The sequence below is a fragment of the Neobacillus rhizosphaerae genome, assembly GCF_937468385.1.
GTDB lineage: Bacteria > Bacillota > Bacilli > Bacillales > Cytobacillaceae > Neobacillus > Neobacillus rhizosphaerae.
In genome coordinates this window covers 21,391-33,575 of record NZ_CALBWS010000045.1, presented here as the reverse complement: position 1 = coordinate 33,575, position 12,185 = coordinate 21,391, and the positions used below count along the sequence as shown (strand labels likewise).

The window sequence follows — 12,185 nt, the reverse complement described above, 5'->3', positions numbered from 1 at the left end:
CACGATTCATCTGTGTATTTTTAGTTAGCATTTCATCCACCCCATTAAAATCTCTGTACCTTAATTATACAAAAAAGACCGCCGGCAAACCCGAATATTTTCGGATTTGTCGACAGTCTGAGCCAATCTCCTGTAAGGAAATTGGCTTTTCTTTTATCTCATTAATCAAATATGTTTGCTTTTTTTGAACACCGAAATGATAGCCACAAACAATAATGCGATAATACCACTAAAAACAAAAAGATAACTTAATGGAATCAAGAAGAAAGGTTCAACCAAAGTACCATCCGGTTCTACTCTTGAACCAATCATGAAGTAACTAATCATACAAATGACCCCTAAAAATATGGGTGTAGAAGCTAATAGATATTTCTTTTTCATCATATACTCTCCTTTATTCAGATAACCTTAATTATTTTTTTTGATATTCTAGAATATCACCTGGTTGACATTCTAAAACTTCGCAGATTTTTTCTAAAGTTGAAAATTTAATAGCTTTTGCTTTTCCGTTTTTTAATATTGATACATTTGCCATTGTAATCCCTAGTTTTTCGGATAATTCTGTAACACTCATTTTTCTTTTAGCCAGCATTACATCCAAATTTACTATAATAGCCATCCTTTAACACCTCAAATCGTTAGATCATTATCCTGCTTTATTTCACTAGCATTTCTAACTAAATGAGAAAGCATGGAAGTAAATACAGAAATAATGACTGAGAAAAATAGAATCAGCAAAAGAATAACTAAAATGTTAGCATGATAACTTCCGACTACGAAAAGATATAGTAATGCACCAATGTACAAAAAACCTTCAATCATTGATAAGACACTTATTATTTTCAATCTATCTGCATTCTTAACGGTAAAGGCTTGATCAGAGCCAATATCCGAACATATCTGCCACCCTAAAACTAGAGCAGTAAAAAATGGAATCCCTGTAATCCAAATGAATGTAATAAAGGGATTATATAGCGGCTTCAACTTTCCTGAATCCAGTAATATTTCCCTACCAGTTTCAGGAGCAATATAAATACAAAACAACAGACCAAAAAATCCGCAAAAAACAATTATTAATTTTAACCACGCTGATAATCCTTTCTCTCTCATAAAAACTCCCCCTCTAAGCTAGCTAACCATATAGTAATCCCAAACATCTTCTTAGTCAACAAATATTTATCGTTATACAATAAATATTTGTTGTTTTATATTGTATTTATAATAAAATTTCAAAATTAATTTTTAAATTCATAATGAGATTAGCCTAAAATAAGTCCGAACACAGCCAAGGAGATAGGTAAAAATGTAAAACATAATGTTACCAAAAAGTGCTAACAGATTATTTCTCCGTCCAAAACAGAGGCAGAAACGGAAAAAGGGAGAGATGTGCGATTAGAGGATTACTTTTTATAGGGGAGGATTTTCATGAAACCATCGTTAATCAGTCGGGTAAAAGAGGCTTGAAGCGCATCAAAAGCTCCCCAATGGTGCATCGTTGTATATAATGATAAAATGGTTGCTCCGACCACCATGGGGGTTTTGAGCAGAAGTCATAGCACTTACTACTTTAGTCACTAGCTTCCCGTAAAACCACAGACCGTCCGTTTTATCTAAGAACTGCATAATCTAAGAAGGCATGTTTCCAAATCGGGTCGGAACACTGAAAATAATGGCTTCTGCCCACTCTATATCATCTTGTGAAACAGTTGGAACACAAGCTTCAACTTCTTCAGACTAATGCTTCCATGCAGACTTTTATTATTTGCTTATGAACTTGCGATACCAACTTGCTGCGGCTTCAACTTCTGATGCGGTTAATTGATGACCTTTATTCTCCCAATGAAGTTCTACATTTGCATTAGCCTTTTCTAATAATGATTGTAGTTCAGCCGATTCTAGCGGTGAACAGATTGGATCATTCGTTCCAGCTGCAATAAACACAGACTTACCTGATAAGTCGGGAAGATCCATTCCTTGTCTCGGTACCATGGGATGATGAAGAATGGCACCTTTTAAAGCATTTTGATAATGAAATAATAGACTAGCAGCTATATTCGCTCCATTTGAATAACCAATTGCAATAATATTATCTCGATCAAAACGATACTTTTCTGCTGCTTCATCAAGAAACTCGTTTAATTCTTTTGTTCGGAAAATAAGGTCCTCTTCATCAAACACTCCTTCAGCTAATCTTCTGAAGAATCGGGGCATTCCATTTTCTAATACGTTCCCACGGACACTTAATACAGAAGCCTCATCATCAATTCTACCTGCAAGAGGTAATAGGTCTAATTCATTTCCACCCGTACCATGCAGCAAAAGTAACGTTGGTTTTGTTGGATCTTGCCCTTTATTGAATATATGTTTCATTATTTATCTCCCTCCAGAACACGAACCTCCACAGGCGGTAAGGTTTCTTCTAATTCTTCTCTTTTTGACTCTAACCAAGATGGTAGTATGAGTTTTTTTCCAAGTTCATCAACAGGTTCATCTACTGCAAAACCTGGTGGTTCGGTCGCTATTTCGAAGAGGATACCCCCTTCTTCATGAAAATATATAGCTTTGAAGTAGTTTCGGTCAAGAATCTCTGTCGGATAATACCCTTTTTCTAAGAGAAGTAATCTCCACCTTTGATGATCTTCTTCATCCTTTGCTCTCCACGCTATATGGTGAACCGTTCCTGCTCCCATAAGCCCTCGGACAGAAGGATTTAACTGAATGTCAATGGTATTACCGAGATGTTCTCCAGTTTTAAATCTAAGAAATTCCTTTTCTTGTCCAATGCATTCTAATCCCAAAATATTTTCTAGCACGTCCGTAGTTTTATGCGGCTGTGCAGAAAACAGAACAGCACCGCCAAACCCCTTAATGGCATTTTCCGCTAGTACTCCGCCAAAGTTCCAAGTATTCATTGGTCCTTCATCTCGTTCTGTCAACTCAAGTTGGAGTCCGTCAGGATCGTTAAATTTTAAATAGGTTTCACCAAAGCGATTGGATGAAGTAAATTCAATTCCAAATTTCCGCAATCGATTTTCCCAAAATTGAACCGATCCCTTCGGTATCATATAACTGGTCACACCAACCTGCCCCGTTCCAATTCGACCTTTTAGCTGTTTAGCCCATGGAAAAAAAGTAATGACACTACCTGGTTGACCCGTTTCATTCCCAAAATAAAGATGGTACACTTCTGGACGATCAAAATTTATGGTTTTTTTAACGAGTCGTAACCCAAGTACGCCTGCATAAAAGTCAATATTCCTTTGTGCATCGTTAACCATGGCTGTTATATGATGGATACCTGCTGTTTTTTGCAATCTTATCCTCTCCATTTCGCTAAAGTGGATTGTAAAAGGAACTATTTAGGTCTTTCTATTTCAAAAATCTCACCGATTTTGGCGTAATTATTTCCAGCCAATCGACTTACAGCAGCTAAACCCCAAGGATCTATTCTTCCATTTTCATAAATGTCATTTTCAATATGAAATTGAACAACTTTGCCGATAATAAAATCACACCCCGGTGTATCCAAACCTCCCAATTCTAAGGAATGCTCTAATGAACATTCCATTCGAATTTTCGCTTCCTTTACACCTGGTACAGAAATCTTTACACTGTCTACTGGAGTTAAGCTAGCTAACTCAATCTCACTCTGGTCAGGAGGGAGGTTTGCAGCTGTTTTATTTATTTTTTCAACATTTTCTTGGTCAACGATATGGATCACAAATTCCTTTGACTCGATGATGTTTCTCGCTGTATCCTTCTGTCTCCCCTGTGCACGTTGAATAGATAATGAAATCATCGGGGGATTGGATGATACGATATTAAAGTAGCTAAATGGTGCACCATTCAAAACACCGTCTTTTGAAATCGTTGTAACGAAAGCAATTGGTCTAGGTATGACGCTTCCTATAAGAAATTTATAATTATCTCTTTCAGACATTGAGGATGGATCAATTGAAAGCAAAGAAATCATTCCTTTTCGTAAAATCAGTCTAGTTCTCTTACTTCAAACGGTAGCAAACTTCGTTCAATTTGTCCTCTATGAGGCTCATACTGTTCAGGCAACATTAATTTTTCTCCCATGGTTTCATGTGATTCATCATGTGCGAATCCTGGGGGATCGGTCGCAATTTCAAATAGAATTTCTCCATGTTCTCTAAAGTAAATAGCATTAAAATAATTTCGGTCCTTTACAGGAGTGACACCATATCCATTCGCTGCAACATACTTTTGCCAATCCAATTGATCTAAGGAATCAACAGCCCGCCATGCAATGTGGTGTACTGTCCCCACACCCATTTGCCCACGGCCAATTGGAGTTATTTTCAGGTCGATTACATTTCCGATGTCGGCTGAAGAACGGAAACGGATGAAATCTCCTTCTTTACCGATTAATTCAAGTCCCATAACATTTTCTAACAATTCAGCTGTTTTGTTAGGTTGTGTCGATAATAAAGTTGCTCCACCAAAACCTTTGATGGCAACTTCAGGTGTTACCTCACCAAAGTTCCAATTATTAGTTTCTCCTTCTTCTCTTTCAACAATTTCCAAGTGAAGTCCATGTGGATCATCAAATTCCACATACTGCTCTCCAAAGCGTTCCATTTTAGTAAAAGGAACATTGAACTTTGCTAGTCTTTGTTCCCAAAATCCCATCGCACCTTTGGGAACAACATATGATGTGACTCCTACTTGCCCGTCACCAATGATTCCTTGACGAGCCCCTGCCCATGGAAAGAATGTAATGATTGTTCCTGGTTTTCCACCTTCATTCCCGAAATAAAGGTGATAAGTACCTGGATCGTCAAAATTGACCGTTTGCTTGACTAAACGTAAACCCAAAACGCCTGCGTAGAAATCTACGTTCTCTTGAGGATGACCGACGATTGCTGTAATATGGTGAATACCCATTGTTTTCTTACTCATTTTTTAACACTCCTTTTTCATCTAAAATCTATTTTTTTAAAGGAACTTGATACCTTATTTTGTTCCTACATCAATATTTAATGTCTTAAACAATTTGTTTTAATTCAAGAATCTTTAATTCGAGATATTTTAGAATAAAAATGAATCTAGAGCATATTGACCAGGACCGATTAAAGCTATACCAATAGCGACTGCAAGCAAAGTTAGGTTATATTCATATCCATTTGATGTTGCCCATAATCCGTTTGGACCATGCACCTTTATGATAGCCATTACCATGGTTCCGGCAATCATAATTCCTGCAAGTGGGGTTAAAAGTCCTAAAGTAAACAAAATTCCACCAATAAGTTCTGCTAATCCTGCGAAAAGAGCCATGGTTACTCCTGGCTTCATACCAATGGATTCGAACCAACCTCCCGTACCTTTTAATCCATAACCACCAAACGATCCAAACAATTTTTGAGCACCGTGCCCCACGAATAGTACACCAATCACCAAACGAATTATTAATAGACCAATATTTATCATCTTAAAATCCTCCTAAATGTTTTTTATCTCGAATTCGAGATATTATTTTAAAAAAAATGAAAATTTATACTTTATTCCTTACTTTTTTCAAAAGATGCACCAAAATCTCTGCCTCATCAGAATTTAATGAATCAAACATATTATCGACTAACTCACGATATTTCGGCATGATTTCCTCCATCAATTCATTTCCATCATCAGTTAATATCACATGTATCACTCGGCGGTCATCGGGGCAGGCATTTCGACTTAATAAACCTCTTTGTTCTAGCTTGTCTATAACATAGGTCATCGAACCACTTGAGATTAATATGCAATTTCCAATTTGTTGAATAGTTTGTTTCCCTTTTTGGTAGAGGACCTCTAAAACAGAAAATTCCGTTATACTTAGCTTGTTTTTTGTCATTTCTTCCTTTATGCGCTCATGAACGGCTTTAGATGTTTGCATTAATACCAGAAAGGGCAAATTCGAGCATTTCCTCTCCATTTGTTTCACCTCCACAAAATCTCGAATTAAATTATCTTGAATCTGAGATAATCATAATACTTATTTATTTTTTTGTCAATAACCTTTTTTTAAGTATTTCATTTTTCTAAAATGAAATTACTTTGCATATTTTAATTAACCTGTTCGTTGAAGAAGAACGATTTACTTGTGAGGTGTAAACCGCAATTATCTTATTAAATGTGAAACTTAATCACAAAGTATTCGCGGAAGAAATCATAGTATAATTCTCGATAAAAAAAATTAATTGACCAACGAAGTTTTTTAAATCCTTTATTACCTTCCTGATGATGATTATCCCAAAACTCGTTTGTACCTTTAGGAATATTATCTAATGAGAAAAAATCAGCGTTTTTGCTTTCATCAGTTTCCTTCAGGATTGGTCCTATCCAATTATCAACTCGAAATAAAAACTCAAACATCTGATATTCATCTCCAAATCCATTTTTAATTGATTTATCATGTCCTAGTGAATTGCGCAAAAAAACGAACAGTGCCTGCCACTGTTCGCTTTAAAAAAATCTATCAAATTTTGATAACATTTAAGGAATCCCCGACAAAACGGCGAAACCTATCTCTCTATTAATTTGCTTTATCAAACCACGAGCTGGCTGTCTCTTTCAAGACGAGATTCAGTTCTTCGATATTTCTTTTCCCGGTATGTTGTAACCAGTCACGACCTGCTTGTTCACCATTTTCAGCAAAAGGGGCGACACCGTCTTTCCAGGTTGCCCGGCCGCATAACACGCCGTTAAAGGTGGAGCCAGATTCTTTGGCGAATTTCAAGGTTTCTTGGAATAGTTTAGCACTTACTCCAGCACTTAAGAATATAAATGGCAGCTCTGTTGCCACACTTTGTTCTTTGAAAAAGGCAGCAGCCTCTTCTTTGCTGTAGACAATTTCTCCTTCTGTGTATCCTTCGACAAAGTTCATATCTACCGGAACTTCTACCTTCAACACATCAACATGGTATTGCGGCTTGGAGAACTCCTTCATCGCCCCGATCACTTTATGAGGCTTCACTTTAGCGTACGCTTTACTTTTTACATCATCATTTTCAGCATCATACGTCACAATTTCTAAAAAAAACGGAATGTCCTCCGCTACACACTCTGAGCCTACACGTTCCATGTAAACATGTTTATAGTCATTAATTTTTTTATCTTCATCGACATCATAATACAGTAAGAATTTAACCGCATCTGCACCGGCTTCCTTCAAACGTTTAACCGACCACTCGGGTAATAAATCAGGCAGACGGCCCACCGTAGTTGCATCGTAGCCAGTTTTTTCATAGGCTACCAATAAACCGGCGTCTTTATGGCGGACATTCGCAGCCGGTAATCCATATTCAGGGTCCAAAAGAATGGAAGTCGCATATGGTGTCAATTCTTTGGAGACCAATTCTTTAAAGTGGATAATGCCCGAGTCTCCGACATTACTTGCCGTTCCCGCTGCAATCATTTTTTTCAATGAGCCCCGTTGATCAATCGCTAATGCCCCAATCACGCCGTTTTCATCAGATAGACGTTTTAAAGCTGCTAATTTACTTTTTGTTAGTTCTAACATTGTCAGTCACCATAAATCGGCAAGGAAGCCCCTGCGTCACGCATGGGGGAATTGCCGACTCCTTTCGCTTGATTAAAAAGTATGAATACCCATCAAAACGCTGTAATATTTGACAGTATTTCGCTTGAACGCCTTGTGCCAAACGTTCGCCTTATAAATCCTTGATATCCGCAAAACCTGTTGAACGCATGGCAATTTGACCTCTATCAATCTATTTTTTCCACTTTTACTGAATCAAAATATTGGTTGAATTTAGCGATATTAATATATCCGGTTCCGGCTTCCACCGTATTTAGTATTCCCGTAGTCATCGCCGTTTTCAGCACCTTTTCAATTGTCTCATGGCGATTCAGTGCAACCGCAAATCCTGCAACGGTAGCATCACCAGAGCCAACAGGATTAACCAAGTCGATTTTGGGGATCGTGACCCGGTAATACTCGTCAGCACGCCTTACAAAGGCACCATCACTCCCCATCGAGACGACAATCCATTCAATCCCTTTCAATAACTCATGGTTTACAGCCTGTTTCAAACTGCCTATTTCCGCATCCACTTTAAACCCGAGCAGCTGGGACATTTCCGCTGTATTTGGCTTGATGGCAAATGGTTTTTCCTTATGTAACAAGACTTGCCTTAATGGTTCTCCTGACGAATCTACAACCACAGGAATCCCCTTTTCCTGACTAATTTCTAACATTTGCTGGTAAAAATTTGGGGGCAGCCCTTTCGGTAAACTGCCTGAAATCGTCACAATTGAAACTTTAGGAAGGAGATTCGCAAATTTTTCTAAAAAAACTTCCCCTTCTTCGCTTGATAAAGTCGGGCCAGCCTCTAAGATCTCCGTTTGCATCCCTTCATGGAGAATGGCGATACAGTTTCTTGATTCTTTATCGATTCTTAAGAAGTCATTTTGAATGTTGCTTTTATTTAATTCCTGAACGATGTAATCGCCAATGGTTCCACCAAGTACGCCTGTCGCGAGGACTTCTTCTTCCATTTGTGCGATCACCCGGGCGACATTTAAGCCTTTCCCTCCAGCCGTTTTACGTACTGTTTCTACCCGGTTGACATCATCCAACTTGAATTGGTCAACCGGATAGGAAATATCAACCGATGGATTCATTGTCACAGTTAAAATCATCGTACTCACTCTTTCTGGTCTTGATAACGACAGACACCATCTATATAAGTCGCGATTAAATCCAGGGCAGGATTCAACACGATAAAGTCAGCAGCGTAGCCCTCAGCAATTTTCCCGCATTCCTGATCGATCTGAACACTTTTTGCAGGTGCCGTACTTGCCATATATATGGCTTCCATGGGTGTGGCAATACCCCATTGGACGGCATTTTTGACGGCATCCTTTAATTGCAAAATACTGCCTGCTAAACTGCCACTATCCAATCGAGCCGCCCCGTCTTTCACTTCCACTGGGAATTCTCCGAGCTGATAATGTCCCTCCGGCATACCTCCAGCCATCATACAATCGGTCACCATCACGGTTGTGTCTCTACCACGGGTATTCATTAAAATGTTTGCTGCGGCAGGATGAACATGGTGCCCGTCACAAATGATTTCCGCAAATACATTTTTTAAATTCATGGCCGCCCCGACCATGCCAGGCTCACGATGGTGCAGTGAGCTCATCCCATTGTAAGTGTGGACAAAAATCGAAGCCCCGTTCGCAACTGCCTGTTTTGCTTGTTTATACGTCGCATCACTATGGGCTAATGCAACGGCAATATCTTCTTTCACGGCATATTCAATAAATTCGTCTGAACCGTTTCTTTCAGGAGCAATTGCAATTTTTTTGATAAAATTATTGGATCGTTTCTGCCAAACTTTTAATGTATCAATTGCAGGGTCACAAAAATATTTCGTGTTTTGTGCCCCTTTATATTTTTCGGTAAAAAATGGTCCCTCTAAAAAGATTCCTCTTATTTTTGCGCCTTTCACTTTCGAGTAATTCGCACCTATCATGGCAACAACGTCATTTAATAATTCGATTGAAGAAGTTAAAGTAGTCGGTAGGAACGACGTCACTCCACAAGCTAGCAGCCCTTCTGAAATTACTTTTAACCCCTCAAAGTCATTGTCCATGACATCATGATTTTTATAGCCATGGATATGTGTGTCGACTAACCCAGGTGCAATCCATTGCCCGCTATAATCAATGACTTCCGCTGTTTGATCGGGCTTTACTCCAGAGTAGATGCCGAATTTCCCGTCTTTGATTTCTAGAAAACCTGGTCCTACAACCTGACCTTCAAGAAAAAACTTTTCTGCAAAAATTAATTTTGACATTTTTCCACCTCAGTTACTGCTCTAGCCATCTGTTTAAGAAAAGAAAGTATAAAATTTTGACTTTGAGCATTGTCTAGCTTTAGCGCCTGGTCAAGGCGCTTCCGTTTTTCTTATTTGAATTCATGAATTGTTACCCCTTTGACAACACGGTTCACTGTGCCTGTTGGAGAAGGGGTATCCGGCGTATTGCCGACTTTTATGGAAGCTAACAGTGACACCGTTTGCCCAATCATGATAAAAGGTAAGGACAGGTAGGCATCCGGTACAGCATGGGCGTCGCTGTCGAATAAGAAGGTATTGCCATCATAGTTCGTTTCTCCGTCTACCGAGATTGCACATATACTGTTTGCAATGTCATCTTGTTGTAATTCTTTTAATATATCTAAATCATATTTGCGTGTATAAGGCTCATTTGACACAAAAACAAACACCAACGCTTTTTCATTTACAAATGATTTAGGACCGTGCCTAAAACCGAGCGATGAATCAAAAGCGGTCACAATTTTACCTGCGGTTAACTCTAATACTTTTAATTGCGCTTCTCTCGCCAAGCCCTCTAAACTACCTGAGCCAAGATAAATAATCCGCTCAAAATCGGTGTTAATAATTTTTTGGATATAATCCTCTCTACTAATGACACTTTCACCCATACGCTGAATCGTTTGGACAATCGCCCCTTTTTCCTCAACCAGTAGCGGATCAAAAACGATTAATGCTGTTAGCGCCATGCATGAATAGCTTCCGGTCATGGCAAATCCTTGATCATTGGCTCCTTCAGGCATCAACAGCAACAGATTGTTTTCATCACCTTTTGCTCTTTTCGCTAACTCACCATCTTTTGCACAGGTAATCGTTAGCTGATAGAAGTTCTTAACAAGTTGTTCAGCTAATTCAACAGCTGCAACACTTTCCGGGCTATTGCCACTTCGAGCAAATGAAACCAACAAGGTCGGGAAATCTGCTTTTAAAAATTGATAAGGGTTAGACACCAACGTAGTTGTCGGAATACTTAATAAGTCCCACTGTCGTTCATCCACTTTTTCTTTTAAGTATGGTAGGACAGTTTCGCCAACATAGGCAGAAGTTCCCGCCCCAGTAAAAATGACTCGAACTCGATCATGTCTTTCAGATAGTTTTTGCAAAAACGCTTCGATATTACTACTTTTATCCTTATACAATGCATACGTTTCAGCCCATAAATCAGGCTGCTGTTTAATTTCTGCAGTTGTAATCGCTGCGCCTAATGGCACTAATTTTTCTTGACTTAATGTAAACACTTCCGGCACCTCTCTTTTAAATACTTTCAAATACCCTAAGTCCAGCACCAACGACACCGTTATTTTGCTTCAGTGTGCTAATGCTCATTTGGTCCAAAATATGCTGTTGTTCTGGGATTTGATAGATTTTTAGTTTTTCTTTAATCAACTCAAGCAGAAAAGGATTGTTCACGATGACACTGCCGCCAAAAACCAATTTGTTCGGATCCAATAAGCAGGAAATCGCATAGATTCCTTGCGCTAAATTGTCGGTCACTTCATTAATGATAGGTTGATATTTTGGGAGCCCATTTGTATAGCCTGCAAATACATCTTTCGTTGCCAGATGTTCCACTTGCAATTCCTTGGCGGCAAATTGTTGGATGGCCGGACCGGCAGCCACTTTTTCCAAACGTTTATTGGCTCCCTTTGAAAGGACTGGGATTAGGCCCAGCTCTCCGGCAAATCCGGCTCCTCTAAAAAATGAACCATTATGAATGATGGAGCAGGAGATTCCCGTGCTAATCGTCACGTAGACAAAGGTCTCATCGCTTTTTCCCTGTGCCGCTTTCCATTCTGCAAAGGCCGCCATATAGACATCATTGTCAATCGTGATTTGCTCGGTGCCAAATTGCTCCTGCAAACGGGCCACGACCGGAAACTGTTCCCAGGGCAAATTATTTTGAAAAACAGCGATGCCATTCTCACGATCCACTTTGCCTGGTACACCCACGCCGATACCTTCGATCTCTGCCCATGAAAAAGATGACTTTTCAAGAACTTGCTCAACCGCTTCTACTACTTGAGCAAACATTTTTTCACGGTCTGAAGGATCACTTTTTACTTCCGTACGCTTAAGCAATTCTCCCGATTCCGTAATGATTGCTGCTGCAATCTTTGTCCCGCCAATATCAATGCCGATTGCCTTTTTCATGTTTTTGCACCTCTACTGAAAAAATGTAATTTTAGGTCTAGGCTTTTTTCGCAAACAGTGTTGTTTTTTATAGGGATACCTTCCTTCAGCAAGTTCCTCATGGACCATTCATGAAGACAAATTCCTCCGGTTTTTCTTCATTTCTATCCTCATGAGGGCAAG

15 protein-coding genes and 1 pseudogene are annotated in these 12,185 nt (G+C 39.1%); all 16 read right to left on the bottom strand.

Annotated elements, in window-relative coordinates:
• Positions 1–165: 165 nt before the first annotated feature.
• The 16 genes and pseudogenes from M5A78_RS22870 to M5A78_RS22795 all read right to left on the bottom strand — a co-directional run bounded on the left by M5A78_RS22870 (position 166) and on the right by M5A78_RS22795 (position 12,023).
• Complete coding sequence (locus M5A78_RS22870) at positions 166–381, bottom strand: DUF3955 domain-containing protein (RefSeq protein WP_248737594.1); 216 nt, start codon at positions 379–381, stop codon at positions 166–168.
• Between the two features lie 31 nt (positions 382–412).
• On the bottom strand, positions 413–619 hold the full coding sequence (locus tag M5A78_RS22865; protein WP_248737590.1) for a helix-turn-helix domain-containing protein: 207 nt from the start codon (positions 617–619) through the stop codon (positions 413–415).
• A gap of 11 nt (positions 620–630) precedes the next feature.
• Positions 631–1,110: a DUF2975 domain-containing protein gene (locus M5A78_RS22860; RefSeq protein WP_248737589.1), complete on the bottom strand. Its 480-nt coding sequence runs from the start codon at positions 1,108–1,110 to the stop codon at positions 631–633.
• Positions 1,111–1,466: 356 nt separating this feature from the next.
• A pseudogene (locus tag M5A78_RS22855) lies at positions 1,467–1,713 on the bottom strand (NAD(P)H-dependent oxidoreductase); the annotation flags it as partial.
• Between the two features lie 45 nt (positions 1,714–1,758).
• Entirely contained in the window at positions 1,759–2,370 is a 612-nt protein-coding gene (locus M5A78_RS22850; protein WP_248737588.1) for an alpha/beta hydrolase, read from the bottom strand.
• Complete coding sequence (locus tag M5A78_RS22845) at positions 2,370–3,314, bottom strand: ring-cleaving dioxygenase (RefSeq protein WP_248737587.1); 945 nt, start codon at positions 3,312–3,314, stop codon at positions 2,370–2,372. The genes M5A78_RS22850 and M5A78_RS22845 overlap by 1 nt, the downstream gene beginning before the upstream one ends.
• A gap of 41 nt (positions 3,315–3,355) precedes the next feature.
• Positions 3,356–3,964 (bottom strand): flavin reductase family protein, encoded by a 609-nt coding sequence (locus M5A78_RS22840; protein ID WP_248737586.1) that lies wholly within the window; start codon positions 3,962–3,964, stop codon positions 3,356–3,358.
• A 23-nt stretch (positions 3,965–3,987) separates the two neighbouring features.
• A complete protein-coding gene (locus M5A78_RS22835; protein ID WP_248737585.1) occupies positions 3,988–4,926 on the bottom strand; it encodes a ring-cleaving dioxygenase in 939 nt (312 codons plus the stop codon).
• Between the two features lie 129 nt (positions 4,927–5,055).
• On the bottom strand, positions 5,056–5,454 hold the full coding sequence (locus tag M5A78_RS22830; protein WP_248737584.1) for a DoxX family protein: 399 nt from the start codon (positions 5,452–5,454) through the stop codon (positions 5,056–5,058).
• Positions 5,455–5,518: 64 nt separating this feature from the next.
• Positions 5,519–5,941, bottom strand: a complete 423-nt coding sequence (locus tag M5A78_RS22825; RefSeq protein WP_248737583.1) for a MarR family winged helix-turn-helix transcriptional regulator — start codon at positions 5,939–5,941, stop codon at positions 5,519–5,521.
• 194 nt (positions 5,942–6,135) lie between these two features.
• Positions 6,136–6,381 (bottom strand): NUDIX hydrolase, encoded by a 246-nt coding sequence (locus tag M5A78_RS22820; RefSeq protein WP_248737582.1) that lies wholly within the window; start codon positions 6,379–6,381, stop codon positions 6,136–6,138.
• Between the two features lie 160 nt (positions 6,382–6,541).
• Positions 6,542–7,528 carry a tagatose-bisphosphate aldolase gene (gene lacD, locus M5A78_RS22815; RefSeq protein ID WP_248737581.1) on the bottom strand — a complete coding sequence of 329 codons (987 nt, stop codon included), beginning with the start codon at positions 7,526–7,528 and terminating at the stop codon, positions 6,542–6,544.
• A 206-nt stretch (positions 7,529–7,734) separates the two neighbouring features.
• Positions 7,735–8,670, bottom strand: coding sequence for a tagatose-6-phosphate kinase (lacC, locus tag M5A78_RS22810; protein WP_248737580.1), 936 nt, complete (start codon positions 8,668–8,670; stop codon positions 7,735–7,737).
• Positions 8,671–8,675: 5 nt separating this feature from the next.
• Positions 8,676–9,833, bottom strand: a complete 1,158-nt coding sequence (nagA, locus tag M5A78_RS22805) for an N-acetylglucosamine-6-phosphate deacetylase (RefSeq protein ID WP_248737579.1) — start codon at positions 9,831–9,833, stop codon at positions 8,676–8,678.
• A gap of 110 nt (positions 9,834–9,943) precedes the next feature.
• Entirely contained in the window at positions 9,944–11,110 is a 1,167-nt protein-coding gene (gene agaS / locus M5A78_RS22800) for an SIS domain-containing protein (protein ID WP_248737578.1), read from the bottom strand.
• 16 nt (positions 11,111–11,126) lie between these two features.
• A complete protein-coding gene (locus M5A78_RS22795; protein WP_248737577.1) occupies positions 11,127–12,023 on the bottom strand; it encodes an ROK family protein in 897 nt (298 codons plus the stop codon).
• Between the last annotated feature and the right edge of the window lie 162 nt (positions 12,024–12,185).

Excerpts from the sequence above, each read along its gene's own strand:
- M5A78_RS22870 (WP_248737594.1), bottom strand. The coding sequence starts at position 381 with ATGAAAAAGAAATATCTATTAGCTTCTACACCCATATTTTTAGGGGTC.
- M5A78_RS22865 (WP_248737590.1), bottom strand. The coding sequence starts at position 619 with ATGGCTATTATAGTAAATTTGGATGTAATGCTGGCTAAAAGAAAAATG.
- M5A78_RS22860 (WP_248737589.1), bottom strand. The coding sequence starts at position 1,110 with ATGAGAGAGAAAGGATTATCAGCGTGGTTAAAATTAATAATTGTTTTT.
- M5A78_RS22850 (WP_248737588.1), bottom strand. The coding sequence starts at position 2,370 with ATGAAACATATATTCAATAAAGGGCAAGATCCAACAAAACCAACGTTA.
- M5A78_RS22835 (WP_248737585.1), bottom strand. The coding sequence starts at position 4,926 with ATGAGTAAGAAAACAATGGGTATTCACCATATTACAGCAATCGTCGGT.
- M5A78_RS22830 (WP_248737584.1), bottom strand. The coding sequence starts at position 5,454 with ATGATAAATATTGGTCTATTAATAATTCGTTTGGTGATTGGTGTACTA.
- M5A78_RS22825 (WP_248737583.1), bottom strand. The coding sequence starts at position 5,941 with ATGGAGAGGAAATGCTCGAATTTGCCCTTTCTGGTATTAATGCAAACA.
- M5A78_RS22820 (WP_248737582.1), bottom strand. The coding sequence starts at position 6,381 with ATGTTTGAGTTTTTATTTCGAGTTGATAATTGGATAGGACCAATCCTG.
- lacD (WP_248737581.1), bottom strand. The coding sequence starts at position 7,528 with ATGTTAGAACTAACAAAAAGTAAATTAGCAGCTTTAAAACGTCTATCT.
- lacC (WP_248737580.1), bottom strand. The coding sequence starts at position 8,670 with ATGATTTTAACTGTGACAATGAATCCATCGGTTGATATTTCCTATCCG.
- nagA (WP_248737579.1), bottom strand. The coding sequence starts at position 9,833 with ATGTCAAAATTAATTTTTGCAGAAAAGTTTTTTCTTGAAGGTCAGGTT.
- M5A78_RS22795 (WP_248737577.1), bottom strand. The coding sequence starts at position 12,023 with ATGAAAAAGGCAATCGGCATTGATATTGGCGGGACAAAGATTGCAGCA.